Here is a 26,402-nt window from a genome sequence, read left to right as displayed (position 1 = left end):
CCCGCGGCACCGTTGGGCGGGCACCCGCCCGGCCGGCTCGCGCCCCGGGCGGCCCCGCCCCACCGGCACCCGTCCCGCCGGCACCCATCGTCCGCTGCGCTAGACCGTCAGCGGGAGCGCGGTGGAGTGGAACTGGCGGGCGTCGTCGGTGACGACCGCGTGCGTGTGGTCGCCGAGACGGTCCAGCCAGCCGATTCCCGCCGCCCCCATGGCCAGGGCTGCGGTGGCGTAGGCGTCGGCGACGCCGAGGTCGCTGCCGACCACGGTCACCGAGCGCAGCCCGCTGGCCGGCGCGCCCCGGCGAGGGTCCAGCACGTGCCGGCCCCGCTCGTACACGCCGGAGGTGGCCACGGCCAGGTCGGTGCCGGCCAGCACCAGACACGTCGCCATCGCGTCCCAGGGGTGCCGGATGCCGATCCGCCACGGCTCGCCGGCCGGCGAGAAGCCACGCACGCGTACGTCGCCGCCGGCGTTGACGCAGTGGTTCGCCGCTCCGGCGGCGAGCAGCCGGTCGGAGGCGACCTGCGCCGCCCAGCCCTTCACGAACCCGGACGGGTCGAGCCGTCCGGTGGCGTACGCGTCGAAGAACCCGTCGGTGGCGCCCCACAGGTCGGCGCACGCCTCCAGCACGAAGCGCAGGTCCGTCGACGCCTCGGAGAGCAGCACCTCGCCCCGGTCGAAGCGGCACACCTCGCTGTCCGCCTTGTACGTGCTGAACCGGGCGTCGACCTCGCGCATCCAGGCGAAGACGTCGTCGGCCAGCTCGTGCAGCCGCGCGGGGGGCAGGTCGTCGGCGAGGTCCAGGGTGATCGCCGTACCCATGATCTGCTCGACCCGGCACAGGCCGGGTCGGATCATCGCCGCCGGCACGTCAGAACGCCTGCTCGATCGCGGCCCGCAGTGACTGCTTGTACGAGTTGCTGGTCTCGGTGGCGCCGGAGACGGTGTTGAGGTTGGCGCTCTGCTTCTGCACCACCTCACCGCCGGAGCCGTTGTACATGGTCCGGACGTCGCCGCTGTGGATGTCGGACTCTCCACCGCTGGGCAGCTGCAACGTCACCACGTCGACGATCTTGTTGCCGGAGACCACGATCTGCACCTGCACGTACCCGTACTCGTTCTTCACTTCCGATCCGGTCACCCGGCGGGTTGTCGACTGGGGCGCCTTGGTGGTGGTGCGCGGCGCGCTCGGGGCCTTCGCGGTGGTCTTCGTGCCCGACGGCCGCGCGGTGGTCCTGGTCGGCTTGGGCGACGACGACGGCGGGCCGGCGGCCACCGACGGCTTCGGCGCGGCGCCCGTCGGGTCGACGGCCGGGTCGGCGCTCGGGTCGACGTTCTGCGGGGTCGGGTTGACCGGCTGCGCGGTGGGCAGGTTCTGGGCGACCTGGGTGGTGCCCGGCGAGCCCTTGAGCACCACCAGGGCGGTGGTGCTGGCGGCCAGACCGGTGATCGCGAACAACGCGCGACGCATGCGATGCCTTCCTACAGCTCGAACGTGGCCAGGTGGATCTGCCGGCGGGGCACGCCGGCACGGCGCAGCGCGCGCACCGACTGCTCCACCAGCCCGGGCGGCCCGCACAGGTAGACGTCGCGCCGGGCCACGTCGGGCACCAGTTGGCGCAGCCCGTCCGGGCTCATGAGCTGGCGGGGACCGGGGTCGTCGCGGGAGCCGATGACGTACCAGATCGACGTGTCGCGTTCCTGGGCCAGCCAGTCCAGTTCCCGGCTGAGCAGCACGTCGGCAGGCGTACGGGCCCGGTAGATCAGGGCGGCGCCCGGCGGCAGCTCCTCCAGCATGGCCCGGATGGGCGTGATGCCGCTGCCGCCGGCGATCAGCAGCGCCCGCTCGCGCACCCGGTGCGCCGCGGTGAAGGTGCCCGACGGGCCGTGGGCCCAGACCCGGGTTCCCGGGTCGAGGTCGCGCAGGTCGGCGGTGTGCCGGCCGACGACCTTGACGGTGAGCCGCAGCCAGCGGCCGTTGGCGGCGGCGGAGACGGAGAACGGGTGCGACTGCCACCAACTGCCGGGGGTGAGGAAGCGCCAGCGGAAGTACTGCCCACCGAGCATCTCCAGCCGGCCCAGCCGATCCCCGGTGAGGTAGATGGAGACCGTGTCCGGGCTCTCCGCGACCACGTCGGCGACCCGCAGCCGATGACGCATGTTGAACGCCAGCGGCGCGATCACCCGGCCCCAGAGCAGGGCGGCGACCACCAGCAGGTACAGGGCGATCCAGCCGGTCCGCACCGGGCCCGGCTTGTAGAGCTGCGCGCCGTGGCTGAACTGGTGCCCGTAGCCGAGCAGCAGCACCAGGTAGCTCGACCGGTGCAGCAGGTGCCACACCTCGTAGGGCAGCGCCCGACGGATCGCCCGGATGCTGCTGAAGCCGACCACGAGCATGATGCCGGCGGCGACGAAGGCCGAGAGCATGTCCTCGTAGTCGCCGAGCAGCGTGCCCACCTCGGCGAAGATCGAGTGGTTCCGCAGGTCGGCGTACCCGACGAGGATCAGCGACACGTGCGACAACACGGCGACCAGCAGCGTCGCGCCGATGTCGCGGTGCCAGCGGGCGAGCTGCTCGCCGCCGATCCACCGCTCCAGCACCGACAGACGGCTCATCATGAGCACCTGCACGAGCAGCAGGTAGCCGGCGATCAGGCCGGTGATCCGGCCGGCCGCGGTGACGGTGGCCGCGGTGGTCGGCAGCGAGCCGGCGGCCGTGCCCAGCCACCAGGGCAGCACGCTGGCGACCAGCCCGACCAGGAGCAGCGCGGCCAGCAGCCGCCGGCCGCCGGGTCCGCGCCGGGCCGGAATCTGCGGGGGTACGGGTGCAGCCGACCGGCCGCCGTGCCGGGACGAGGTCCCGGTGCGGCGGCCGGCGGCGTGGGTGTGCGAATGCGTCACGCGTACAGCTTCATCGGCTTGTAGGCCCGGTCGCTGCCGGGGAAGAGCATCTTCTCCACCTGCGCGTTGGTCAGGCCGAACCGGCCCTGCGCCACCGAGCCGTACACGTTGAACATGTTGTTGTACTCCGGCACGTCGCCGGAGTCCAACTTGTCCAGGCCGTTCCAGGTGCCCAGCAGAGAGCTGGCCAGCTTCTTGCCGGAGAGCACGGTGACCACGCCGCCGTGCCCGTGGTCGGTGCCGCCCTTGTTGGAGCTGACCCGCCGGCCGAACTCGCTGGACACCATGATCGTCACGTCGGCGGCCTGCGGGCCGAGGTCGGTGAAGAAGGCGGCCATCGCGCTGGCCAGCTCGCCCAGTCGGCGGTGCAGCTGACCGCCCTCCTGGGTGCCCTGGTTCTCGTGGGTGTCGTAGCCACCCATCCCGACGGTGGCGACCCGGACGTTGGCGCCGCCCTTGATGAGCTGGGCGAGCTGCTGGAAGGCGTTGCCGATGCCCTCGTACTTGACACCCGCGGCGGGCTGGTACGGCTTGGCGGCGAGCCTCTGCGCGGTGGCGAGCGCGCCCATGCCGTCCTGCACGGCCTCCTCGACCGGGTGGTTGATCCCGGTGAAGAGCCCCTTGATCGCCTTCTCGGTGGCGGCACGGAACTTGTCGTCGCCGTTGAGCCGCAGCGAGCCGACGCTGTTCAGCGACAGCGCGCCGTTGTTGCCGACGAGCGAGCGGGGCAGCGTGCTGCCGATGCCGACGCCACGGAAGGCGGTGCCCGTGCCGAGGTGGTCGACCAGGTTGTCCAGCCAGCCCCGACCGCCGGTCTCGTGCGGCAGACCGCCCAGGTTGCAGGCGTCCGCGGCCTGGAAGTGGCTACGGGACAGCCGCTCGTCCGAAACCGCCGGGATGAAGCCCAACTGACCGGCCTTGAGGTACTGCTCCAGCGGCTTGAACGCACTGGTCAGCTTGAAGCCGCGGGCCAGGGCCAGCGAGTCGTTGCCGAGCAGCAGCTCGGGCCGGCCCTTGGTCAGTGCCGGGTCGCTGTCCGGTGCGACGAGGCTCAGCCCGTCCAGCCCGCCGTAGAGGAAGACGTGGATCAGGGTGCCGGTCTTGGTCGCCGCGAACGACGCCGAGGTGGTGACGAACTGGGCCGTGGCCAGCGCGGTGGCGGTGGCCGCGGCACCGGCGACGAAGGTCCGCCGGGTGACACCGCGACCGTCCTGCTGGGCCTCCTCCAGATCCTCCAGGGTCCGGTAGCGGTCGGCCTCGGCGGCCTGCTCGGCGGCGACGATGTCGGCCTCGGCGCGCAGCAGGGCCTCGGTCGGGTTGTCGGCCAGCCGCCCCAGGTCGGGGCATTCGGGGTGCAGGGGGAAAGAGTTGTACACAGTCTTCTCCATCGGGTGCCTCACCGGAGGTGGTGCTGGGGGGACGCGAGGATCGCCCGCGCGACGGCGGTGATGGCCCCGTTGAACGTGGCATCGACCTTGGTGGTCGCCGAGACGCCGGCGACGCCGAGGATCAGGTTCTTCTCCCGGGCGGTGAGCTTCTGGTGGACCAGCCGCTGGGCGAGCGCGTCCACGTACGCCCCGGCGGTGGCCGGCGGCTTGGCGACCAGCTTCTCCGGCGCCGTGTACGTGAAGGAGGTGCGGTAGCCGGCAATGATCTCGCCGGCCTCGTTCCAGCCGTTGACCATCGTGCCGGCCGAGGTCCACGCGACGTAGACGTCGGGGTAGCCGTCCGGGGTGGGCTGACCCATCGGGTACTGGCCCAGCTCGCGCAGCTTGTCGTGGATCTGCCGCAGGCCCCGGGCGAACGGGGTGCGCTTGTTGTCGCCGTTGTCGTTCTTCGCCGACGCCTCCGGCGAGACGCCCAGGATGCGGTACGTGGCCACCAGGTACTCCATCGGCCGGCGCACCTTCTGGCCCACCGCCGCCCAGAACTCCGAGGAGCTGAACAGCGCCATCAGCACCGGCTTGATCAAGCCGTTGTTGCTGGTGTAGATCTTGGCCAGCCGGTCCACGAGGGACTTCGGCGGGGTGTCCGAGACGAACCGGGTCGCGAGGCTCTGCGCCACGTACTTCGCGGTGGAGGGGTGCATCGCGATGTAGGTGATGTACTTGTCGATCGCCGCGTCCACGGCGGCGATCTCCTTGGCCGTCGGGTTGTTGACGTCCTTGATGCCGAACGTGTTGGCGTGGGTGAAGCCGAGGATCTTCACCTTGCCCATGTAGTGCTGGTTGACGCGCAGGACGTACTGGCCCTTGTCGTCGACGCCACGGCCGGTCTGCAGCATGGCGGCCTGCCGGACGTCGCCCTCCTTGTAGCCGCCGTCGACGCCCACCGAGTACAGCTCCAGGTTCTCCCGGGCGAGGTTCTCGTTGATGGCGTCCTTGCGGGAGTCCTTCTGGTTCAGGTAGATCAGCAGCGCGGGGTGCTTGTTCGCCGCGACGAGCATCTCGGGGTAGCTGCCCAGCGCGTGCTTGCGCACCACGTCCTTGTCGAACGAGGTGCGGTACACCTCGCCGCCGTCGAAGTCGGCGGCGACGTGCAGGAAGTCGTTCCAGAAGTCGACCATCACCTCGAACAGCTGGCGCTTCGACCAGATCTGCCGGGCCAGGGTGGCGTCGACGACCTCGCGCTCCGGCTGGGCGCCCTGCTCGTTGAGCTTGTCCCGCTGGGTCCGCAGCTGCTGCACCGAGAGCGTCTGGGTGGGCAGCTCGGCGAGCTTCAGCTCGGCCTTGGTCGGCTCGATCTTGTCCGGGTCGAGCTGCCCGCGGAGCCAGGCGTCGATGCCCTGCTTCTTGATGTCGGAGACCACGGCGGGGGTCGCGCCGAAGGTGGTCCGCCGGGCCAGGTGCAGGATCGGGTCCTTGGCGAGCACCGTCTTGACCGTCACCTTGGTCTCCGCGGCGGCCGCGGCCGGGCCGGAGAAGGTCCGGCCACCGCTGGGCGCGTTCTTCTTCAGCGCCTCGCCGGCCCGGGAGCCCATGTAGCTCTCGTTCTGCTCGGTGTAGGTACGCACCGTGCTGGGCTGCTGGCCGCTGGGACGCGCCGCGGTCCCGTCGGTGACCGTGCTGCCCGTCGCGTCGCCCGCGGCCGCCTCGTCACCGAAGAGGCTGCGGAACTGCGGCGTCATGGCCAGCGCCGCGCCACCGGCCACGACGGCGGCGGTGCCACCGAGCGCGACCATGGCCTTGCGTCGGCCGACCTTGCGGCCCGGCTCGTCGTCATCGTCCAGGGTGGGCAGTCCGGCGCCGGCCGGACGTGCCGGGGCCGGGCGGCCCAGACCCTCCGGGCCTACCCACTGCGGCCCACGCGGGGCGGGGGCGGGCTGTCCGGCGTGCGCGTACCCGTCGCCGTACTGCTCGCGCGGGTCGCCCTGGGCCGGGTAGCCGCCCTGGTAGGGGTGGGGCGAGTCGTATCCGTACGACGCGGTGGGGTCGCCGTAGCTGTCCGAGGTGTGGTGCTGGCGTCCGTCCCAGCCGCGGTCGTCCCGCGGTCGACGTGGTGGCACATTCTGGTCGGCCATGTACCAATCCCGATTTCTGATGAGCGCCGGAAGCTGCGACCGAGCGGGTGCGGCAGGTGCGGCGACTGTTGCCTGAGGGGGTTGCTACGGCAAGGTAACCAAGCGCTCAGGTGCCTTCAAGGTGGGCCGAACACGCCGGTGAGGGCACTTAAGACAGCCCTCACCACCGCGTACGTGGCCAGGCGGTGATCGGGGTCGGGCTCCGACCTTCCCAGCAGGGCGGACGTGCGGCAGCCGGGTACGGATCGGACCGCGCCGCCGTACCCGACACGTTCCGCGCCGTTCACCACCACAGGCAAACTTAAGGCTCAGCTAAGCCGTACGTGAAGTGTCCTCACGCTGGGGAAAAGTAGGAGGAGCGCGCGAGCGTGAGCCGCCGCCGCAGCGGGTATGCCGCCGAACCGCTGAACGCGTGAGGGGAAGGCAGCGCCATGCTCAGCAAAGAGGATCAGCGCAGGTTCGACCAGATCACCCGTCAGCTCCGGGAGAGTGACCCGGCCTTCTTCGCCCGGCTGGACCACCGGGTCCGAGCCCGCAGGGGCCGCTACCTGATGTTGTTGACCATCGTGCTGTGGGCGTCGCTCCCGGCGATGGCCGTGTTCGCCGGCCGGCTGGCCGGGGCGATCTGCGCGGTGGTGCTGGTGGCCAACGCGGCGATCATGTGGCGGTTCCGCCGCCGGTGGACGTGACGGCTCACCCCGGGCCGAAGGCCCGGTACGCGCGACGCAGCCGTTCCAGCAGGCCCGGCCCACCGATGGCCGGCGCCGGCGGACCGAGCTGGCGCAGCAGGAGATCCGGCCCGGTCGCCAGTCGGGGCGGCCGGTCGGGAAGCGGCACCGGTGCCGCCCAGAAGCGGTCCACCGCCTCCGCGAGGGGGGTGGCCGCCAGCCCGGCGAGCGCCCGGGCCGCACCGACCGGCGGCAGCACGTCCACGGCGTCCACAACCGACGGAACCGCGTCCGGCGTGGACGGTCCGGGAGGCACGGTCGCGCCGGTGGCCTCGGCCCGGCGGGCGCGCAACCCGTCGAGCAGGTCCGCGCGGGAGCGGCCACGCCAGTGCAGCAGCTCGAACGGGTCCGCGTCGAACGCCTCGGCGAGCAGATAGAACGTGGCCGCGAGGTGCTTGCACGGCACCGCGAAGTCGGGGCAGTTGCAGCGCTGGGTCAGCTCGTCCACGGCGGCCGGGAACAGCGGGGCGCCCGCCGCCACGAACAGCTCCTCCAGCTCGTCGGGCAGGTCCCCGGCGAGCAGGCGGGCGCTGAAGAACGCCTGCCCGGCCAGCTCGTCCTCGATCCGGGTCCAGAGCGCGGCCGGGAACGCCGCCAGCGCGATGGACACCTCGTACGGGCGGGGTCGCGAGCCCTGCACCTGGGCGGTGACCCGACCCGGCGCGATGTCCAGCCGGAGCACCTGACCGGCCCGCGCGTACGACCGGCCCCGGGTCAGCCGGGTGCCGAGCGCGAACGACTCCAGCACCTCCAGGAAGCGCCGGGACCACCAGGACCGGCCGATAGCGCCCCGGGCGCTGCGTGCCCGCAGTCCGCCGTCGACCTTGCGGGGACGGCCGTAGTCGGCGAAACGGTCGGTGCTCATCACTCCACCACCGCCCCGGCCTCCAGGGCGAACAGGTCCCGCAACTGACCCGTGGACAGCTCGGTGATCCACTGTTCGCCGGTGCCCACCACCCGCTGGGCGAGGGCGCGCTTGTCGGCGATCATCGCGGCGACCTTCTCCTCCACGGTGCCGGCGCAGACGAACTTGCGGACCTGCACCCGCCGGCGCTGCCCGATCCGGAACGCCCGGTCGGTGGCCTGGTCCTCGACCGCCGGGTTCCACCACCGGTCCACGTGCACCACGTGGTTCGCGGCGGTCAGGGTGAGCCCGGTGCCACCGGCCTTGAGGGAGAGGACGAACAGCGGCGGCCCGTCCGCCGACTGGAAGCGCTGCACCAGGGCGTCCCGCTCGGCCTTGCCGAGCCCACCGTGCAGGAACAGCACCTCCCGGCCGAACCGCGCCGACAGGTGACCGCGCAACATCGCGCCGAACTCCGCGTACTGGGTGAACAGCAACGCCCGCTCCCCCGCCGCAAGCACCTCCTCCAGGATCTCGGTGAGCCGGGAGAGCTTGCCGGAGCGCCCCTCCAGCGCCGAGCCGTCGCGCAGCAGCTGGGCGGGGTGGTTGCAGACCTGCTTGAGCCGGGTCATCGTGGCCAGCACCAGCCCGCGTCGCTCGATGCCGTCGCTGGTCTCGATCCGGGCCAGCATGTCGTCGACGACCACCCGGTACAGGGCGGCCTGCTCGGCGGTGAGGTTGCAGAGCACCTCCATCTCCAGCTTCTCCGGCAGGTCGGAGATGATGGACGAGTCGGTCTTGAGCCGGCGCAGCACGAACGGGCCGGTGATCCGGCGCAGCCGCTCGGCGGCCTCGGCGTCGCCGTGACGCTCGATCGGCTCGGCGAACCGCTTGCGGAACGTCGCCGCCGGGCCGAGCAGCCCCGGATTGGCGAACTGCATGATCGACCACAGGTCCGCGAGCCGGTTCTCCACTGGCGTACCGGTCACCGCCACCCGCTGCCGGGCCGGCAGCGCGCGGACCGCCTCGGCCTGCCGGGTGGAGGCGTTCTTGATCGCCTGCGCCTCGTCCACCACCACCCGGTGCCAGTCGATGCCGGCCAGGTCCACGGCATCGCGCGCGGCCACCGAGTAGGTGGTGAGGACCAGGTCCGCGCCGTGTGCGGCAGTCGTGAACTCCGCCCCCCGCGCCCGCTCCGCCCCATGGTGTACGTGCACCCGCAGCCCCGGGGTGAACCGGGCGGCCTCCCGCTGCCAGTTGCCGACAAGCGACATCGGACAGACCAGCAGGGTCGGCCCCGCCTCCGGCGGATCCCCGGCGAGCAGCGCCAGCAACTGCACCGTCTTGCCCAACCCCATGTCGTCGGCGAGCACCCCGCCCAGGCCGAGTGACCGCAGGAACGCCAGCCAGGCCAGACCCCGCCGCTGGTACGGCCGCAGCGTCCCCTGGAAACCGGGCGGCGGGTCCAGCGGCGTGAGCCGGCGCTCGACGGCACCGGCGAGCAGGTCGCCCAACGCCCCGTCGGCGGTCACCTCCAGCACCGGCAACGCCTCGGTGTCGTCGCCGTCGGCGAGCCCGAGGCGTAACAGGTCGGCGACGCTCAATTCGCCCGTCGAGCGGAGCAGGCGCAGGCCGGCCGCGAGCCGACCGGGGTTCAGCTCCACCCACCGGCCACGCAGTCGTACCAGCGGGGTCTTCAGCTCGGCCAGCGCCGCCAACTCGTCGGCGGACAGCGGCTGGTCGCCGAGCGCGATCTCCCAGCGGTAGTCGACGAGCGCGTCCAATCCGACGCCGGCCTCGGTACCGGCCACCGTGCCGGGCGCGGTCCGGCTGCGGGCGCGCAGCCGGGCGCCGAGCCGCGCCGACGGGCGCTGCCACCAGGAGGGCAGCAGCACTCCGAAGCCGGCGGCGTGCAGCACGGGCGCGCCCTCGCTGAGGAACCGGTGCGCGCCCTCGACGTCCAGCTCCATCGCCTCGGGCGCGGCGGTGCGCAGCGCGGCGTCCAGGTCGGGCCAGAGCCGGCTGGCCCGACCCAGCTCGGCGAGCAGGGTCTCCTGCGGGCTGGCCGTCCGGTCGGCGAGTCCGTCGACCGTGTGCGCCCGCCACACCTCCGCGGCGTCGATGTGCAGGCCCGGCTCGTCGGCCGCCTGCAACCCGAACTCCAGCCGCCACCGCGCGCCGACGACCGGGGACTCCCCGACGAGGCCGACCTCCGCCGTCCCGGCCGGGTCGCCGGGCACCGGGCGGGTGGCCAGGATCGGCTCGGTGACCTCGTCGGGGGCCGGCTCGACCAGGCGGAAGCTGGCCCGGACCGCGCCGCCCGCCGCGTCCCGCTGCCAGTCGTCCAGCTCGGCGCGGAGGATGTTCAGTGCCGCCTGGTCGACAGTGAAGTCGCGGCGAGGGCCGGCGAGCGCGGCCAGCCAGGCGGGTGCGGGCCCAGCGGGGCGCACTCCTCGGGCCAGGGTCGTGGTCGCGAGGGCCGCCCGGGCGGCGGCGTCGGTGAGTGCGTCGAGCGCGTCCGCGACAAGCGCCGCGGCCGTCAACTCGGACCCGTCCGGATCGTCGGACCCCGAGGTGGCGAAGGCGGGGGCCGGGGCCGCGCCAGCGCCTCGGGCGGGCGGGACAGCGGCGGCCGGAACAGCGGCGACGAGGGACGCGCCGGCCGTGGAGGCCGCGGACGCGCCGGCCGTGGACACGCCGGCCGTGGCCGTGGAGGCCGTGGCCGTGGATACGCCGGCCGTGGCCGTGGAGGCCGTGGCCGTGGACGCGCCGGCCGTGGACGCCGTCGCTGCTCGGGCGGCGGGTGGCAGGGCCAGTGCCAATGACCGCGCCCAGCCGGCGTCGGTGCCGGTCAGCAGCGGCCGCCAGACCGCCCGCGCCGGCACCTGCGCTTGCGTCGGCACCTGCATCGGCGCCTGCATGTGCGTCGACAGCAGCGCTTGCGCGTCCGGCGACGGGGCGTCGGCCGTCGGCTCGACCGCGGCGGCACCCGGGGTCTGGGTGCCGGCCGTTGTGACGCCGGGAAGGACGCGGCCTCTGCTCACCAGGTCGACGGCGAAGTCGGCAAGCTCGGCGAGGTGGCGCAGGGTCGCCCCGGGCACCGCCGGGAGGTCGTCCAGGGCACGCAGGAGAGGTAGGGCGTCGTCTGGGGCGTACACCAGGGTGGGCACCCGCCACGCGGCCAGGGTGAGCCGGCTGCGGGCCGGGGGCGCGACGGTGGTCCGGATCAGTTCGGGTGAGTCGGTCGGTGCACCCGCCCGGGTGGGCAGGGTGAGCAGCGCGGTGGCCGGGCGGGCCGGTTCGGCGGCGTCGGCGAGGGCCGCGACCAGGTCGGCGTGCCCGGCGGCGAAGGGGTGCGGGCGTTCCCGGGGTGGCCGGCCGGAGCGGGCGGCGGGCGGCGGCGCGGCGCTGTCCTCGGCCCAGACGGCGAGGCCGGCGGTCGAGCCAGAGCCGGGCAACCACAGCCCGTGGATGACCAGCACCTACTCCCCCTCGTCGCCGCCCGCGCCCAGGATAGGCGGCCGCGCGGCGGCCCCGGCGCACCCCTCGCGCGATCGTGCGGTTCCGGTCGACGTTGTGCGCTGCATGCCCGTTATGCCCGTCATCGAAAGTGCAAGATCGGCGAGGGGACGCATGGGCTAGCGTCGACGCGTGGAGGATCTGCTGGTTGTTGGCGGGCTTGGGGTGGACGTGCGGGTCCGGGTGCCCGCGCTGCCGCTGCCGGCCGCCGACTCGCACACCGTCGAGCCGATCGAGCTGCGGATCGGCAACACCGGCGCCGGGGTGGCGCTGGCCGCTCGGGCGCTCGGCCTGCGGGTACGGGTGGTCGACACCCTCGGCGCGGACCCAGCCGGCGATCTGGTCCGGGCGGCGCTGACCCGGGCCGGGGTGCCGGCGGTGCTGGCGCGGGACCGCAGTGGCACCCGACGGTCGGTGAACCTGGTGGACCCCGGCGGCCGGCGCACCTCGCTGTACGACCCGCGCCCGTGGCGGGGCGACCCGCCGTTCTCGCCCGGCCAGGTCGCCGAACTGGTCCGGGACGTCCGGCACGTACACCTTTCGATCATGGACTGGGTGGTGCCGCTGCTGCCCGCCGTGCGGGCCGCGCTCCCGGCGGGCGTGTCGCTCTCCACCGACCTGCACGACTGGGACGGCACCAACCCCTACCACCGGCCGTTCGCCGAGGTCGCCGACCTGGTTCTGGTCAGCGGGGTGCGGCTGGGCGAGCGGGCCACGGCGCTCGCCGGCACGCTGGCGCCCCGGACCGTGGTGGTGACCCGGGGCGCGGACGGCGCCGAGCTGTACCCGGGCGACGGCACGCGGGTGCCGGTGCCGCCCGCCGCCGCGCCGGGGCCGGTGGTGGACAGCAACGGGGCCGGCGACGCGTTCGCGGCCGGGCTGATCGCCGGGCGGTTGCGGGGCGAGCCCCTGACGGCGGCGGCTCGGTACGCGGCACGGGTCGCGGCGGCGGCCTGCGCCCACGACGGCATGGAGTATCCGCCGGGCCTGCTACCCGCCTGATGACGACGGATGGCCGGGCTCAGAGCGCGCCTGTCGACCCGTCGGTCAGTTCGCGCAGGATGTCGGCGTGGCCGGCGTGCCGGGCCGTCTCCTCGATCAGGTGGACCAGGATCCAACGCACCGACACCTCACCGAGCTGCGGATGCGGCACCACGTGGTCGAGGTCGAAGCGTGCGGCGACCGCCCGGGACCGGGCGCAGGCCCGCTCGTACGCCTCGGCGAGCCCGTCGACCGTGTCGCGCTCGTCGAGCGTGAAGCTCGCGACCGCGTCCTCCTCCGAGGTCAGGTAGACGTCGCCGGGCTCGGGCGCCAGTAGCACCGGAAACCAGTTCCGCTCGATCAGCGTCAGGTGCTTGAGAAGCCCGGCGAGCGTGGTCGCGGAGGGCACCAGCCGGCGGGTCGCCTCGGCGTCGGACAGGCCGCGCACCTTGCGCAGCACCATGCCACGGTGGAAGTCGAGGAACGAGTCCAGCACGGCGCGCTCGTCGCCGACGCGGGCGAGCACCGGGCCGAGCGTCGGATCGATGGTCTGCTCCGCCATTCGCCGACCCTAACGACGTCGGGGCCGCCGCGCTGCCCCGCATCCCGCTGCGAGGCGCGCTCGCGACAGGCAGGATGGGCGCATGGCTTCATCCGTGCAGATTCTCCTCGTCGGCGGCGCGGCGGACGGGCAGACCGTGACCGTCGAGCTGGACACCAACGACCGCCCCCCGCTCACCCACCACCACCTCGGGTCCGGTGGGTTGGCCGAGGCGCAGATCTACGAGTTGGAGTCCGCCCGCGAGGAGAGCCGCGAGTGGCGCTACCGGTGGACCGGCCCGGCGGTGTGATCGCGGGTCAGGCCCGGGTGAGGATCTGACTGCGCAGCCTGTCCAGCACGCCACGGGTGACCTCCGCGGTGCCCCGGGCCTGCTCGCAGACCTCGGCGACCCGGCGGGCGGTGGCCTCGGCGCGTTCCGCGCGTTCGTCCCACAGCCGGTCGACCTCGGCCAGCAGTGGCCCCTCCACCTCCCGCTCCACACCGCGCAGCGCCGGCACACCGAGCCGCTGGGCCAGGTCGAAGACCTTGCCGGCGTACGGCAGCGGCAGGAACGGCGTGCCCACCATCGCCGCGAAGATCAGGAAGTGCAGGCGCATGCCGACGGCCAGATCGAAGTGGCGCATCAGCCCGAGCACCTGCTCCGGCGAGTAGGTGCCGTGCAGGATTCGCCCCCGCTCGGCGGCGACCATGTGCGACAGCACCCCGTGGGCGTGCCGGATGTCGTCGCGTTCCATCGGCACGAACAGCACGTACGCGTCGATGCGGTGCACCAGGAAGTCACCGATCTGGGCGAGCAGCCGGTGGTAGCCGTCGACGTCGAGGCGTTCCGCGGCCCGTCCCGGCTCCCGCACGCTGATCCCGACCAGCCTCTTACCGGCCGGCACCCCCTCCTCGGCGAGCAGGTGCGCCGGGAAGTCGGCGGGCTGCAACAGGAACGCCGGGTCGGCGGTGACCGTGATCGGGTTGAGCAGTCCCGCCTCTTCCAGGACCATCCGGGACTCCTGGTCGCGCACGGTCACCTGGGTCGCGCCGGCGAGAGTCTCGCGGACCATGCCGGTGTCGACGGCGTCGCTGAGCGGCCCGACGCCCACCGCGTACGTGATGAGGGGCAGGCCGCGTTCCTGGGCGACCCGGACGACCCGCAGGTAGCGGCGGGCCTCCCGGTCGTAGAGGATCCCGCCGCCGCCCAGGATGAGCAGGTCGAGTTGGGCCAGCACCAACGCCGAGTCGGTACGGCTGACGCCCTCCCAGGGCACCGCCTCCACGTCGGGGTGCGCGCCCCGGGTGTGTTCCGGGTTGCGGGAGAAGACGATGATCCGGGCGTTCGGTTCCTGCGTGCGTAGATCGGTGAGCAGACCGGTCAGGATCGCCTCGTCGCCGAGGTTCCGGCCGCCGTACGAGCCGAGCACACCGATGGTCAGTCCGGCGCCATGCGTCATCCGTCGCTCCTCCCCAGGTGCGGTCCGCCACGGTTTCCCGCTGGTCGGGCGAACAGTCCTGGGCCGGGCCGGGGGTGCTCAGCCAGCCGGGTCGAGGCGCTTGGCCATCTGCTGCGCGGTGACCTCGAAGCCCAAACTCCGGTAGAGCCCGATCGCCACGGTGTTCGTGCCGAAGACGTTCAATCCCAGCTCGGGCACGCCGAGTCCGGCCAGTTCGGCCTCGATGAGCTGGATCATCCGCCGGGCGTGCCCACGCCCCCGATGCTCCGGATGCACCTCGATGTTCGAAATCCACGCCTGCGTCGGACCGCCCGCGGTACCCACCCCGGGCAGGCCCACCCAGATCCAGCCGACCTCGGTGTCGCCGACCCGCGCCAACCGCAGCAGCACGCCCTCGGTGGCGGCGCCCGCCGGCAGCCCCTCCCGCAGCTGCTGCGCCGACCGCTCGCGGGCCGCCTCCGGGGTCATGCCCCGGTGCGCGACCAGATCCTCGGCGTAGCCCACCTCCAGCGGTTCCCACAGCCGCGCCAGTTCCTCTTCGGTCATCGGCGTCAACGTCAGCTCCACCGGGGCCTCCCCTTCGATCTCGGATTCAGCGCGTAGTGCAGCAGACCACCGCCGACGCCGCCACCGGGAATTGGGTTGTTCGGCGAGGCGGGCCGGGCGCACCGTGGGCGGATGCAGCGGACAGCGACGCGGATCGGCTGGGGTGATCTGCCGGCGGCGGTCCGGTCCGCCGTGGAGGGCATCATCGGTGACCGGGTGGTCGAGGCGGTGTCCCAGCCGGGCGGCTTCTCGCCGGGCACCGCCGACCGGGTCCGCACCGCTGGCGGCCGGCGGGCCTTCGTGAAGGCGGTCAGCCCGGCACAGAACCCGGACAGTCCGGTCATGCACCGCGCCGAGGCCCGTACCGCCGGCGCGCTGCCGGCGACGGCGCCGACGCCCCGCCTGCTGGGCTGCCACGACGACGGCGAGTGGGTGGCGCTGGTCTTCTCCGACGTGGACGGACGGCACCCGACAACCCCGTGGCGGGCCGACGAGCTGACAGGCGTGCTGGACGCCCTGGAGGCGATGGCCGTCGCGCTCACCCCCAGCCCCGTGGGGCACGTTCCGGCCGCCGCCGAGCTGCTGGCCGGGGACTTCGCCGGCTGGCACCGGATCGCCGCCGACCCACCGGATCGGCTGGACCCGTGGGCCCGGGCGCACCTGGACCAGCTGCGCGCCGCCGCCGACGAGGGCGTCGCCGCGCTGACCGGAGACACCCTCTGCCACCTGGACGTGCGGGCCGACAACCTGCTGCTCGACGCGGCCGGCACGCTGACAGTGGTCGACTGGCCGTGGGCCTGCCGGGGGCCCGCCTGGCTGGACACCGCGTTGCTGCTGGTGAACGTCCGGCTGCACGGCGGGCACGACACCGAGGCACTGCTGCGCCGGCTGCCGCTCACCGCCGGTGTCGACCCTGCCGCGCTCACCGGGGTGTACGCCGGGCTGGCCGGCTTCTTCGCCGACAGCGCCCGCCGCCCATCACCCACAGGCATCCCTACCGTACGGGCGTTCCAGCAGGCCCAGGCCGACGCGCTGCTCCCCTGGCTGGCCCAGCGACTCGGCTGACCTCGGCGTCTCGGCAGGGCTGGCGGTCAGCGTGCCGCAGCCGCTGCCAACCCGTACGCCAGTTGTGTCAGGTCGACCAGCCGCAGGTCACCGTCGAGTCCCTTGAGCGCTGCGGTCATCGCCCCTGCCGCGCGCCCGGCCCGCAACCCGACCTCGGCGTCCTCGACGACCAGGCAGCGCGTCGGCGACACGTCGAGCAGCGCGGCGGCCCGCAGGTAGCCCTCCGGGTCCGGCTTGCCCGCGCGTACGTCCTCGACTGTGACAAGCACGGGCGCGGTGATGCCGGCGGCACCGAGGCGGGCCTGCGCCAACCGGACGTCGGCGCTTGTCACCACCGCCCAGGGCAACCCCAACCGGGGCAGCGTCGACAGCAGCTCGTGGGCGCCCGGGGTGGCGGTCACGTCGGACAGGTCGTCGTACTGCAACGCCAGTTGCCGGGCCGCCGCCACGGCGACCGCCGCGTCGTCAAGCGCGGGAAGCAGCCGGCGGATCGTCTGGTCGGCGGGTCTGCCGTGCGCGATCGCGAGCGCCGCCGCCGGCTCGACGGCGTACTCGGAGGCCCAGCGCTCCCAGGCCCGCTCGACGGCGGCGTCGGAGTCGACAAGCGTGCCGTCCATGTCGAACAGCACCGCATCGACGTCAGCCAGTCCCACGACCACGCTCCCCCCGTACGCTCCGTTGCGAGAATAGGGCGTCACTGACCGTTGGCGGGAAACGGACCCGGCGCTGGGAACGAGTGGTCCGATGGCCGCCAGACTCGACCACGAGCCGCCGACATGATCGTTTGCATGACGACGACGACACTTGACGGCAAGGCCGCCCTGGTGACCGGGGGCTCCCGCGGCATCGGGGCCGGTATCGCGCTGCGCCTCGCACAGGACGGGGCCGACGTGGCGCTCACCTACCGGCAGAACGCCGAGCGGGCCGCGGTCGTGGTGAAGCAGATCGAGGCGCTGGGCCGGCGGGCGTACGCCATCCAGGTCGACAACGCCGACCCGGACGCCGTTCACGACGCGGTGGACAGCGCCGCCGCCGAGCTGGGCCGACTGGACATCCTGGTCAACAACGCGGCGGTGTTCCTGGTCGGCGCCGTCGGCGACCTCGGCGCAACGGAGCTGGAGCAGACGATCGCCGTGAACGTGCGGGCGCCGTACCTCGCCGTGCGGGCCGCGCTGCGGCACCTGGGCGACGGTGGACGGATCATCAGCATCGGCAGCAACGTCGGGGAACGGGCGGTCTTCCCCGGGCTGGCGCTCTACGCGATGAGCAAGACCGCCCTGGTCGGATTGACCCGGGGCCTGGCCCGCGAGCTGGGCCCCCGGGGCATCACCGTCAACCTGGTCAACCCGGGGCCCACCGACACCGACGCCAACCCGGCCGACGGGCCGAACGCGGGGACCATCGCCGGCTTCACCGCCCTCGGCCGCTACGCGCGCCCCGCCGAAATAGCGGCCACCGTCGCACACCTGGCCAGCCCCGAAGCCGGGTACGTGACCGGCGCGGTGATCAACGTGGACGGCGGCTTCACGAGCTGAGGAACGCTGGTCGCGGCGGGTCGCCCACCGGTCGGCGCTCTCCTGACGGGCGACGGTGAGCTGGTGGTCGCCGACCGCACCTGAGCCCGACGGGCTGTCGAAAACGGGGTCACGTTGTGTACGCGCGGTTGATACAGTGACGCCTTTCCCTTGATCAACAAAGGACGTCGCCATGACCGGGGCTGAACCTGCCGCAAGCCCGCCGCCGGACCCCAGCCCGGCGTCAGATGCAACACCAGATCCCGCTGTCGCGCCGGAGACGTCGCCCGAGCTCGCGTCCACGCCGGACCAGGCGCCAGCCATGCAGCTGCCGGCGCAGCCGGTCTACCCGACCGGCCCGCCCGGGTGGGTTGCCGCCGAGCCGCCCACCAGTTCGAACCGCACCGCCATCGTCGCCGCCGTCGTCGGGGGCGTCGTGGTCGTCCTGCTGGTGCTGTGCCTCGGCCTGGTCAGCGGCTTCTTCCTGCTGCGCGACAGGGAGACCACCGCGTCCGGCCCGGACGCCACCGCGCCGGCGCGCCCCCCGACCGACGGCGGCCCGATCGCCAGCCCCTCCCCCAGCCTCTCCGAGGAACCCGTCGTGCAGGGGCCGCAGGCCAGCGCGTACCCGGCGGAGAAGATCGAGGACCTGAACCGGGTGTGCGACGAGGACATCTACTACCCCGAGTTGCCCAAGCGCGCCGGTAAGGCACCGCACCCGGTCGTCCTGCTCCTGTCGGACACCCCTGGTCTGCGTCAGAAGGACGGCGGCTACTACTACGACCTGGGCCTGTCCAAGAAGGTCGAGCAGACGTGGTCCTCGGACGACCCCAGGGTCGTGCAGATGGTCGCCTGCCTGGACCGGGTCAGCTCCGGCTCGACGATCCGGACCTGCAAGTTCGACGATCCGAAGCCGCAGAGCCTGCCGCTGGTGCGGACCAGTTGGCGTCTGCGGGTGTACGAGGCGGCGACCGGCCGCAAGCTGCTGGAGAAGAAGATGAACGGCGACGACCAGAAGTGCCCGTACTTCGTCCTGGTCGGCGCCGACAGGAAGATCTACGCCGAGGTCAGTGATCGGGCGGCGATCGTGGCACTACGCAACCTGGTGACCAGGTAGTCCCCGGTCAGCGCGGCGGATCCTCGCCGGTGAGGCCGTCCACCGACTCTCGGATCAGGTCGGCGTGCCCGACGTGCCGCGCGTACTCCTCGATCAGGTCGACCAGGACGCGGCGCAGGCTCGGCACCCGACCGTCGGGCCACTCGCCCCGGGCCAACTGTTCCGGGCCGCCGTCGGCGAGCAACTCGGCGACGGTGGCCCGGGAGCGGGCCACCGCCTCGCGCCACAGCGTGTAGAGCTGGTCGGGGGTGTCGTCGGCTGCCGATCGCCAGTCCCAGCCGGGGTTGGCGTCCCAGTCGACGGTGTCCCACGGCGGCCCGGGTGAGCGCCCGGCCAGCTTCAACGAGAAGTAGAGATCCTCGACCAGCGCCAGATGCTTGAGCAGCCCGCCCAGGGTGATCGACGACGGACCGAGCGTCGCCCGCAGCCCGGCCGCGTCGAGCCCACCGGTCTTCCACGCCAGGGTGGCGCGCTGGCGGTCCAGGGAACCCAGCAGGGTGGCGGTCTCGTCGCCCGCTACCGGCGGCTCCGGGTGACCGTGCTCATTCGCGTTGGTCATGGTGGTCGACGCTAGCGGGCCGACCGAGGGCGGTCCAGATGGTCGACTCAGGGCTGCGTGTCGGGGAGTTCGTAGCCGGCTTCCTCGACCGCGGCGCGTACCTCGGCGATGTCCAGAGGCGCTTCGCTGGTCACCGTGACGGTGTCGAGTTCGACATCGACAGCCACGGCGGTGACGCCGGGGATCTGTTCGATCTCCTCGGTGACGAAGCGTTCGCAGTGCCCACAGGCCATGCCGACCACGCGGTAGATGCCGACGGTCATGTCGGATCCTGCCCGCCGGTGGGCGCCTGTGGCGGCGGTGGCGGCGTCACGCCGGCCCCGACGGGCACGGGGCGGGTGAGCATGTGCGCCCGGCGCAACCGACCGTCGTCGGCGAACTGCCCGAAGAAGTGCACCTCCACGCTGCCGTCCCGGTTGCGGTTGCGGAAGTGCAGGGTGTAGCGGGCGGCGATCCGGTCGCCGTCGGCCAGGGCCTCGTGCACCTCCCAGCGGGCGTCGGGTTGGTGCTTCTGCGCCGGCCGGGTGTGTGCGATGAGCTTGGCGCGGTCCATCCGGCTGCCATCGGCGATCTGCACGATGTCGGGCGTGTGATAGCGGTCGACGACAAGTGCGATGTCCTCCTCCCCGCGGACCAGGTCCGCCATGAAGGAGGTGAAGAAGTCGGCGATGAACTGCCGGGGATCGGTGCCGTCGAGAGCGCGCATACCACCCACCGCCAGTCCGTGATCGCGAGCTAAGTTTGACGAGCTGTAATATATCGACACCCGAGAACCTTGGCAAGGTGTAAAAGATGAGTGGTTCAGCGGAGCGCAACCGTCGGGCCGACGCCCGCCGCAACAGCGGTGCGATCCTCGACGCGGCACTCCGGTTACTCGATGGGCAGCCCGACGCAAGCCTCGACGCCATCGCCAACGCGGCGGGGGTGACCCGGCAGACCGTCTACGCCCACTTCCCGTCCCGCGAGCACCTGCTGGCAGCGGTCGTCGACCGGATCACCGACGAGGCCACCGCCGCGATGGACGCCGCCGAACCGGACACCGGCTCGGCCGCCGACGCGCTGCTGCGCGTCCTCGAGGCCGGCAGTCGGACCGCAGCGCGCTATCCGGTCCTCGCCCAGCACATCGCGTCGCTTCCGGTGAGCCCGCACACCGACCAGGAGCGCCACGCGCCGATCGCCGATCGGATCGGTGGGGTGATCCGGCGCGGTCAGGCGAGCGGCGAGTTCGACAAGAAGGTCCCGGCCGAGTGGCTCACCGCGGTGACCATCAAGATCGGGCACGCCGCCGGCGAGGAGGTGGAGGCCGGCCGGATGAAGCCGGCCGAGGCCGCGGACGCGCTGCGCACCGTCCTGCTCCGGGCGCTCCGACCCGGAAGCTGATCCGACCGACCGACCGGCCGTGCGTGACGGTACCGTCGGCACGCAGAGCCGACGCCGAGCGAGGAGGGGAGCGACACCAGTGCCGAGAACCCCACAGCCGAGCCGTACGGCGGTGCTTGTCTGCCAGGGCCGCGCGGCGGCGGACGGCCTGGTCGCTCCCGGCCGTTTCGCGGACCCGACGGCCGTGCGCCTGCTCCGCGCCGACGAGCGCGAGGCCGTCGAGTGGGTACGCGACGCTGCTGTTCCCCAGCCGTGGCGGCAACGGGTCGACTACGAGACGGTGCGGGCCAACGCCGAGATGATCGTGCCCCGCACGGTCGCGATCGACGACGCCGTACGGGCGCACCCGACCCCGCAGGTGGTGATCCTTGGAGCCGGGCTGGACGGTCGCGCCTGGCGGATGCCGGAGCTCGCCGGTGCGACGGTTTTCGAGGTCGACCAGCCGAGCAGCCAACGCGACAAGCGGGAACGCGCCGAGGGTCTGCCCGGCACCGGACCGACGTTCGTCGCGGTGGACTTCGGCCGCGACCGGCTCGCCGCGGCGCTGGCAGCGGCCGGGCATCGCCCCAGCGAGCCGACGACGTGGATCTGGGAGGGCGTCGTGCCGTATCTGACCAGGGCCGAGGTGTCTACGACGGTCGCCGCGATCGCCGCCTGCTCGGCGCCGCACAGCCGTCTCATCGTCAACTTCCAACTACCCGGGACATCTCTGACGCTGGGCCGGCTCGTCGCACGGCTGCTGATGGCGTCCACCGGCCGGCGGAGCGTCTGGGCGAAGGAGCCATGGCGCTCGACCTGGACACCCGACGCCATGGCCACCCTGCTCGCCCGCCACGGCTTCACCGTCACCGGCGACCACGACCTGCTCGACACGGCGCGGGCACTCGCCCTACCGGTCCGCCGTGCCACGTCACTCGCCCACAGCCGAGTGATGGTCGCGGATCGCGCCTGACCCCGCGTGGGACTACGGCCTCAGCGCCGGGTGCGCTTTCGGCGTACGGCCCAGACACCACCCGCGACCGCCACCACCGTCGGCAGCAGACAACAGATGCTGAGGAGTACGAGGTGCCACGGTTTGATTGCGCCCATAGCCGCGAAGGCTAACGGGTGCGGTCAAGCGACACCTCGTTGTCAGCTTCCACGACGGCGGAAGCCGGCGAAGGCGGTCGGCGACAATAGATGTACATTCGTTGATGTATTGGTTCGGACGATGGCGCTGTGGTCCGTCGCTCCGACGCCGGCGGCGGTCGCCGCCCGCCCATGGAAGGACGACGTAGTGCGACGCAACAGACGGCTGCTATCCCTGGTGGCAGCGCTCAGCCTGGTCGGAACGGCGATCGTGGCGGTCACCACCTTGGCCGCCGCGCCGGCCCAGGCCGCGCCGGTCACGATCCCCAACGGCACGCAGTTCACCGACACCAGCGGCAACGTGCTGCACGCGCACGGCGGTGGGGTGCTCAAGGTCGGCGACTACTACTACTGGTTCGGTGAGAACCGCAACGCCAACAACACGTTCCGGGCCGTCTCCGTCTACCGCTCCACCAACCTGCGCGACTGGGAGTTCCGCAACAACGTGCTGACCCAGGCGTCGGGGGCGGAGCTGCAATCGGCGAACATCGAGCGGCCAAAGGTCATCTACAACGCCAGCACCGGCCGGTACGTGATGTGGATGCACAAGGAGAACGGCAGCGACTACGGCGAGGCCCGGGCCGCCGTCGCCTCCTCGGCCACAGTGGACGGCACCTACACCTACCACGGCAGCTTCCGGCCGTTGGGCAACATGTCGCGAGACATCACGCTCTACAACGACGGCGGTACGGCCTACATGATCTCCGCCGGTGACGAGAACCGCGACCTGCTCATCTACCGCCTCACCGCCGACTACCTGACCGTGGCGACGCTTGTCGGCAACTTCTGGAACGACGGCAACCGTGAGGCACCGGCGCTGTTCAAGCGCGGTAGCACCTACTTCCTGCTCACCTCCGGCCTGACCGGTTGGAGCCCGAACCAGGCCAGGTACGCCACTGCGTCCAGCATCTCCGGTCCGTGGACCGGCATGACGAATGTCGCCGACTCGACCACCTTCCGCTCCCAGTCGGCCTTCGTGCTCCCCATCCAGGGCACGTCGACGACGAGCTACCTCTACCTCGGCGACCGCTGGGCCGGCGCCTGGGGCGGGCCGGCAAACGATTCCCAGTACGTGTGGTTGCCGATCGCCTTCCCCTCCGCCACGACCATGAGCCTGACCTGGTATCCCACCATCACCATCGACGCCGCCACGGGCACCGTCACCGGAGAAGCGTCGTCCTCCTACCGCATCACCAACCGCAACAGCGGCAAGGTGGTCGACGTGCTGGACAGGGCCACCACCGACAACGCCGAAGTCAGGCAATGGTCCTGGAACGGCGGTGCGAACCAGAAGTGGGAGTTCCGCGACGCCGGGAGCGGCTACTTCCGGATCGTCAACCAGAACAGCGGCAAATGCCTCGACGTCGCCAACGCCTCCACCGCCAACAACGCAAACGTCGTCCAGTACACCTGCGGCGGGGGCACCAACCAGCAGTGGCAGTGGGTCGCCACCGGCGACTACTACCAGCTGCGCGCCCGACACAGCGGCAAGTGCCTGGACGTGGTCAGCAGCGGCACCGCAGACGGCACCGACATCACTCAGTACACCTGCGGAACCGGCGCGAACCAGCAGTGGACCCGCAGCCAGTCCTGACATCACGAGACGGCCTTGATGCACCCACGAACGGCCTGCTAGCGCGCCACTCGGTTCGGCTGGCCGGTTGCTGTGCTGCGCTGCCGTCAGACGAGGCGCTGGGTGCGGACCTTCGGGCGCTCGTTCCTGAGATGGCCGTGCTTGTGCTGGCGGAGCTGTTCGTCCCAGACCTCCTGGTCGTAGTCCGGGTCCGGTGGGATCCACTTGTGCGAGCCGTCGCTGTAGTGGAACTTCTCGTCGCCCGGCCGCAGGATGCTCATCGGATCCAGCCGAGGAAGCGTCTGTGCAGCGCATCCGCCGGCACCCAGGTCAGGTCCTCGGAGGCCCGCACCAGCTGGGCACCTAGGTAGAGAGCCAGGGAGATCGGAGCATCGTCAAACTCGGCGCGTAGCTCGCGCTGACGCGCGCGGCAGGGCCAGGGCGCATGGCAGCCGCCGCAGCTCCAGATCGGCAGCACCGGGCCGTGCATGGTCATGCGCGGCCTCCGAGCAGCGCCGCCGTCATCGACCGCGCCTGCCGGCTGGTCGCCCAGTCCACCCACCGGCATGGGTACGGCGTGAGCCGCGACCACCACGCCCGACAGCCAGTGTAAAGGCCGTCTTTCCCGGGCCGACATACGACCAGGATTTGCCGCTCGGCCTCGTTGCTCACTGTTCCTCCTCGGCGGGCCAGTGCCCCCGGTTAATCGGGACGCGGTGTCGGCTGCGACAGGGCAGCTCCGCCCCACAGCGGCAGATCCAGCTCCACTTCCGCCACGACCAAACCGGGCGGTGTCGCCGCGCCAGGGTCATCGCGACGGCGATCAGGTACTGGTCGTAGGTAACGCGTCGCCATGGTGGTGTCCTGGCACGCATCACTGGCTCCCTCCACCGGGCAGCACTCCATGGCCGACCTCGAAACGACGGGGCCGGATCTGGAACGTTCGGTAACTGCGACGCTACGATCACGACGGCGGCGATTGGACTCACCCGCAGTACGAGTGAGCAGGCCAGATGAGCTGCCCGCAGCATCGGTTTCACGGCGGAACGTCGACCACGGGTCAACGTAGGGATGACGCATGAGAGGTCCCGGACGATCAGCACCGCATCGTGGCCAGGTAACCGGCTACCTGTTCAAGCTGATCCGGGAGTCCATCCCGCTCACCCAGGAGCAGCTCGCCGTCGACCTGGACGTCGATCGTGTGACCGTGCAGAGCTGGGAATCCGGGCGCCGGCCATTCACCGCGGTACCGCTCGGGCAGGCGATCGCCGTCCGACGCCGGCTCGGACGGCTCGGCGCGAACACACTCCTGCTCGCGGCACTTGACGACGCCGCCGAGGCGGATCTGATCCTCGCCGCCGTCCTCACCGAACAGGTGGGCCGCTGCGACATCGCCGAACAGCCGCTGGGTTGGTCCGTACTCACGCACCGTCTGACCGACTTGATCCTCTGGGCCGTCCTCGGGCAGACACCGACCTTCGCCAGAGGGCTACCCGTCGCCCATCCCCGGCGGGGTCCAGTCGCCTCCGGGCCGACCCTGCCCGTCGACGAGCAACGCACGTTCTTCGCTCACCTTCACGTACTCGCCGAACGCGCCGCAGCCGGACGGCACAGGAACGTGCTGCTGCACCGGCAAGCCTGCTTCCTCGCCGGCATGGACCCCACCAAGGCAGCAGCAGGTTGGCTCACCCAGACCACCCCCCGAGCACACCGCACGACCACCTTTCACACGTGGTCACCGCTGTGGCCCGACGTCCGATCCGTCGTCACGTCCCTCGCCAACCAAGGCGACCCGGAACCGTTACGAGACTTCATCGCTCGCGCACATCCCGACGACGCCTGCGAGCGAGCAGCCCTCAACTACTCGGCCTACTGGGTTGGCGAGATCCCGTACCGCCACCGCGACGACTCCTTCATGCCCGACGCGCTCGCTGACTGGCATGGCTCAATTCTCCTTCGGCACCTGGTCCATCGCCTCGAACCAGGGCACCCCTTCATCGACCTCAACATCCACAACATCTGGGCTCTGCTGGCCGCACGACGCGGTCTAGCTCTCGACAACCCCGCCGCGACTCGGGCGCTCCTCGACCGCAGTGTCCCCCTCCTGGACAGTGGCCGGATCTCCGCGCAGTCGCGGCAGGAGCTAACCTCAATCGTCTACAGCCTGCGGGCGGACGGACACACCGGCACAGGGACGGGCAGATGACCGACGATCACGACGCCGCCGGAGCGATGAACTTCATCTTCGAAGCCGGCGTCCTCAAACGCGCCGCCCGGACCGGCTGGTGGTTCGCCGGCGTCAAGCAACCCGAGTCCATCGCCGAGCACTCCTTCCGAACGGCGCTCATCGGAATGATGCTCGCTGCCATGGAGGGCGCCGACCCAGCCCGAGTGTCGATGCTCTGCACCCTGCACGACACTCAGGAAACCCGAATCACCGACATCCCACACATCGCCAAGCGCTACCTCACCGCCGCACCCAACACCGCCGTCACCGCCGACCAGGTCGCCGCCTGCCCACCGGCCGTCGCCGACGTCATCACCGCCGCGGTCGCCGAATATGAAGCTGGCGAGACAATGGAGGCGGTCGTCGCTCGTGATGCTGACAAGCTGGAATGCCTAGTCCAGGCCGTCGAGTACCGTCACCAAGGCATCGACAACGTGCAGCGCTGGATCGACAGTTCACGAGCGGCTTTGAAGACCGCCAGCGCCCACCGCCTTGCCGACGCCGCACTCAGCGGACAACCTCAGGCCTGGCTCACTCCTCCGCCACAGGAGTAAGCGTTCAACACTTGGCGTTGTATTGATCAACGGCGGGGAAGTAGTCGATCAAAGCGGACGACTTGGCTTCTAAACTGCTGTTACGCCTGGCATAGATGGTCAGCATTGGGTGCTGCGGGTTGGCCTCTGACGGCCTGAAAACGGCATGATCTCGGCTTGGGCTGCCGTAGCGGCGACGTGCGGACACCTCGCTTGCAAGTTCTGCGCGCTCTGTCCACTGGGGGGTCCATCGGCGTCAGTCACCC

The 26,402-nt window shown here is 71.9% G+C and carries 27 protein-coding genes; 11 read left to right on the top strand and 16 right to left on the bottom strand.

Annotated elements, in window-relative coordinates:
• Nucleotides 1–99 precede the first annotated feature (99 nt).
• From ACGFIE_RS18465 to ACGFIE_RS18445, 5 genes are read right to left on the bottom strand one after another with little or no spacing between them, the layout of a single operon-like run.
• Nucleotides 100–822 (bottom strand): FAD:protein FMN transferase, encoded by a 723-nt coding sequence (locus ACGFIE_RS18465; protein ID WP_358102635.1) that lies wholly within the window; start codon nucleotides 820–822, stop codon nucleotides 100–102.
• Between the two features lie 49 nt (nucleotides 823–871).
• The gene (locus ACGFIE_RS18460) at nucleotides 872–1,471 is read right to left on the bottom strand and encodes an FMN-binding protein (protein WP_393296067.1); all 600 of its coding nucleotides are present in this window, start codon (nucleotides 1,469–1,471) and stop codon (nucleotides 872–874) included.
• 11 nt (nucleotides 1,472–1,482) lie between these two features.
• The gene (locus ACGFIE_RS18455) at nucleotides 1,483–2,901 is read right to left on the bottom strand and encodes a ferredoxin reductase family protein (protein WP_363683311.1); all 1,419 of its coding nucleotides are present in this window, start codon (nucleotides 2,899–2,901) and stop codon (nucleotides 1,483–1,485) included.
• A complete protein-coding gene (locus tag ACGFIE_RS18450) occupies nucleotides 2,898–4,289 on the bottom strand; it encodes a DUF1501 domain-containing protein (protein WP_363683313.1) in 1,392 nt (463 codons plus the stop codon). Before ACGFIE_RS18450 ends, ACGFIE_RS18455 begins: the two co-directional genes overlap by 4 nt.
• 8 nt (nucleotides 4,290–4,297) lie before the next feature.
• A complete protein-coding gene (locus ACGFIE_RS18445; protein WP_393296065.1) occupies nucleotides 4,298–6,421 on the bottom strand; it encodes a DUF1800 domain-containing protein in 2,124 nt (707 codons plus the stop codon).
• A 431-nt stretch (nucleotides 6,422–6,852) separates the two neighbouring features.
• Here ACGFIE_RS18445 and ACGFIE_RS18440 point away from each other — a divergent pair, with 431 nt between their 5' ends.
• Nucleotides 6,853–7,110 (top strand): DUF3040 domain-containing protein, encoded by a 258-nt coding sequence (locus tag ACGFIE_RS18440; protein WP_234586377.1) that lies wholly within the window; start codon nucleotides 6,853–6,855, stop codon nucleotides 7,108–7,110.
• A gap of 4 nt (nucleotides 7,111–7,114) precedes the next feature.
• Here ACGFIE_RS18440 and ACGFIE_RS18435 read toward each other — a convergent pair whose 3' ends face one another.
• Together ACGFIE_RS18435 and ACGFIE_RS18430 are read right to left on the bottom strand one after the other, a co-directional pair.
• The gene (locus ACGFIE_RS18435) at nucleotides 7,115–8,014 is read right to left on the bottom strand and encodes an SWIM zinc finger family protein (protein WP_393296063.1); all 900 of its coding nucleotides are present in this window, start codon (nucleotides 8,012–8,014) and stop codon (nucleotides 7,115–7,117) included.
• Nucleotides 8,014–11,475 (bottom strand): SNF2-related protein, encoded by a 3,462-nt coding sequence (locus tag ACGFIE_RS18430; protein ID WP_393296061.1) that lies wholly within the window; start codon nucleotides 11,473–11,475, stop codon nucleotides 8,014–8,016. The genes ACGFIE_RS18435 and ACGFIE_RS18430 overlap by 1 nt, the downstream gene beginning before the upstream one ends.
• 169 nt (nucleotides 11,476–11,644) lie before the next feature.
• On the opposite strand from ACGFIE_RS18430, the gene ACGFIE_RS18425 reads away from it, so the two are divergent.
• The gene (locus tag ACGFIE_RS18425; protein WP_393296059.1) at nucleotides 11,645–12,514 is read left to right on the top strand and encodes a carbohydrate kinase family protein; all 870 of its coding nucleotides are present in this window, start codon (nucleotides 11,645–11,647) and stop codon (nucleotides 12,512–12,514) included.
• Between the two features lie 19 nt (nucleotides 12,515–12,533).
• Here the strand turns inward: ACGFIE_RS18425 and ACGFIE_RS18420 are convergent, their stop codons facing one another.
• Entirely contained in the window at nucleotides 12,534–13,055 is a 522-nt protein-coding gene (locus ACGFIE_RS18420) for a DinB family protein (protein WP_393296057.1), read from the bottom strand.
• A gap of 82 nt (nucleotides 13,056–13,137) precedes the next feature.
• Between ACGFIE_RS18420 and ACGFIE_RS18415 the strand changes: the two genes are divergently transcribed.
• The gene (locus tag ACGFIE_RS18415; protein WP_363683325.1) at nucleotides 13,138–13,344 is read left to right on the top strand and encodes a hypothetical protein; all 207 of its coding nucleotides are present in this window, start codon (nucleotides 13,138–13,140) and stop codon (nucleotides 13,342–13,344) included.
• Nucleotides 13,345–13,351: 7 nt separating this feature from the next.
• Here ACGFIE_RS18415 and ACGFIE_RS18410 read toward each other — a convergent pair whose 3' ends face one another.
• Entirely contained in the window at nucleotides 13,352–14,494 is a 1,143-nt protein-coding gene (locus ACGFIE_RS18410) for a polysaccharide pyruvyl transferase family protein (RefSeq protein WP_393296055.1), read from the bottom strand.
• 78 nt (nucleotides 14,495–14,572) lie between these two features.
• Entirely contained in the window at nucleotides 14,573–15,061 is a 489-nt protein-coding gene (locus ACGFIE_RS18405; RefSeq protein ID WP_393296053.1) for a GNAT family N-acetyltransferase, read from the bottom strand.
• Nucleotides 15,062–15,172: 111 nt separating this feature from the next.
• Between ACGFIE_RS18405 and ACGFIE_RS18400 the strand changes: the two genes are divergently transcribed.
• Nucleotides 15,173–16,105, top strand: a complete 933-nt coding sequence (locus ACGFIE_RS18400; protein ID WP_393296051.1) for a phosphotransferase — start codon at nucleotides 15,173–15,175, stop codon at nucleotides 16,103–16,105.
• 26 nt (nucleotides 16,106–16,131) lie between these two features.
• Here the strand turns inward: ACGFIE_RS18400 and ACGFIE_RS18395 are convergent, their stop codons facing one another.
• Nucleotides 16,132–16,758, bottom strand: coding sequence for an HAD-IA family hydrolase (locus ACGFIE_RS18395; RefSeq protein WP_393296049.1), 627 nt, complete (start codon nucleotides 16,756–16,758; stop codon nucleotides 16,132–16,134).
• Between the two features lie 135 nt (nucleotides 16,759–16,893).
• On the opposite strand from ACGFIE_RS18395, the gene ACGFIE_RS18390 reads away from it, so the two are divergent.
• Nucleotides 16,894–17,640: an SDR family NAD(P)-dependent oxidoreductase gene (locus tag ACGFIE_RS18390; protein ID WP_393296047.1), complete on the top strand. Its 747-nt coding sequence runs from the start codon at nucleotides 16,894–16,896 to the stop codon at nucleotides 17,638–17,640.
• Nucleotides 17,641–17,941: 301 nt separating this feature from the next.
• Nucleotides 17,942–18,736, top strand: a complete 795-nt coding sequence (locus ACGFIE_RS18385; protein WP_393296045.1) for a hypothetical protein — start codon at nucleotides 17,942–17,944, stop codon at nucleotides 18,734–18,736.
• 7 nt (nucleotides 18,737–18,743) lie between these two features.
• Here ACGFIE_RS18385 and ACGFIE_RS18380 read toward each other — a convergent pair whose 3' ends face one another.
• From ACGFIE_RS18380 to ACGFIE_RS18370, 3 genes are read right to left on the bottom strand one after another with little or no spacing between them, the layout of a single operon-like run.
• A complete protein-coding gene (locus ACGFIE_RS18380) occupies nucleotides 18,744–19,295 on the bottom strand; it encodes a DinB family protein (protein WP_363683339.1) in 552 nt (183 codons plus the stop codon).
• A gap of 47 nt (nucleotides 19,296–19,342) precedes the next feature.
• On the bottom strand, nucleotides 19,343–19,558 hold the full coding sequence (locus tag ACGFIE_RS18375; protein WP_393296043.1) for a heavy-metal-associated domain-containing protein: 216 nt from the start codon (nucleotides 19,556–19,558) through the stop codon (nucleotides 19,343–19,345).
• Nucleotides 19,555–20,001 carry a nuclear transport factor 2 family protein gene (locus ACGFIE_RS18370; RefSeq protein ID WP_393296041.1) on the bottom strand — a complete coding sequence of 149 codons (447 nt, stop codon included), beginning with the start codon at nucleotides 19,999–20,001 and terminating at the stop codon, nucleotides 19,555–19,557. The genes ACGFIE_RS18375 and ACGFIE_RS18370 overlap by 4 nt, the downstream gene beginning before the upstream one ends.
• Before the next feature lie 86 nt (nucleotides 20,002–20,087).
• On the opposite strand from ACGFIE_RS18370, the gene ACGFIE_RS18365 reads away from it, so the two are divergent.
• From ACGFIE_RS18365 to ACGFIE_RS18355, 3 genes are all read left to right on the top strand, one after another.
• Nucleotides 20,088–20,675 carry a TetR/AcrR family transcriptional regulator gene (locus ACGFIE_RS18365; RefSeq protein WP_393296039.1) on the top strand — a complete coding sequence of 196 codons (588 nt, stop codon included), beginning with the start codon at nucleotides 20,088–20,090 and terminating at the stop codon, nucleotides 20,673–20,675.
• A 79-nt stretch (nucleotides 20,676–20,754) separates the two neighbouring features.
• Nucleotides 20,755–21,627 (top strand): class I SAM-dependent methyltransferase, encoded by an 873-nt coding sequence (locus ACGFIE_RS18360; protein WP_393296037.1) that lies wholly within the window; start codon nucleotides 20,755–20,757, stop codon nucleotides 21,625–21,627.
• A 324-nt stretch (nucleotides 21,628–21,951) separates the two neighbouring features.
• Nucleotides 21,952–23,397 (top strand): RICIN domain-containing protein, encoded by a 1,446-nt coding sequence (locus tag ACGFIE_RS18355; protein ID WP_393296035.1) that lies wholly within the window; start codon nucleotides 21,952–21,954, stop codon nucleotides 23,395–23,397.
• An 86-nt stretch (nucleotides 23,398–23,483) separates the two neighbouring features.
• Here the strand turns inward: ACGFIE_RS18355 and ACGFIE_RS18350 are convergent, their stop codons facing one another.
• Nucleotides 23,484–23,657 (bottom strand): hypothetical protein, encoded by a 174-nt coding sequence (locus ACGFIE_RS18350; protein WP_393296033.1) that lies wholly within the window; start codon nucleotides 23,655–23,657, stop codon nucleotides 23,484–23,486.
• Nucleotides 23,654–23,872, bottom strand: coding sequence for a hypothetical protein (locus tag ACGFIE_RS18345; RefSeq protein WP_393296031.1), 219 nt, complete (start codon nucleotides 23,870–23,872; stop codon nucleotides 23,654–23,656). The genes ACGFIE_RS18350 and ACGFIE_RS18345 overlap by 4 nt, the downstream gene beginning before the upstream one ends.
• A gap of 582 nt (nucleotides 23,873–24,454) precedes the next feature.
• Here ACGFIE_RS18345 and ACGFIE_RS18340 point away from each other — a divergent pair.
• Both ACGFIE_RS18340 and ACGFIE_RS18335 read left to right on the top strand, forming a co-directional pair.
• Nucleotides 24,455–25,582 (top strand): helix-turn-helix domain-containing protein, encoded by a 1,128-nt coding sequence (locus ACGFIE_RS18340; protein ID WP_393296029.1) that lies wholly within the window; start codon nucleotides 24,455–24,457, stop codon nucleotides 25,580–25,582.
• Entirely contained in the window at nucleotides 25,579–26,157 is a 579-nt protein-coding gene (locus ACGFIE_RS18335) for an HD family hydrolase (protein ID WP_393296027.1), read from the top strand. The genes ACGFIE_RS18340 and ACGFIE_RS18335 overlap by 4 nt, the downstream gene beginning before the upstream one ends.
• Nucleotides 26,158–26,402 lie beyond the last annotated feature (245 nt).

Source organism: Micromonospora sp. NPDC049275 (assembly GCF_043197115.1).
In the GTDB taxonomy this organism is placed as follows: domain Bacteria; phylum Actinomycetota; class Actinomycetes; order Mycobacteriales; family Micromonosporaceae; genus Micromonospora.
The sequence above is the reverse complement of the archived record's forward strand: the minus strand, read 5'-3'. Positions and strand labels throughout refer to the sequence as shown.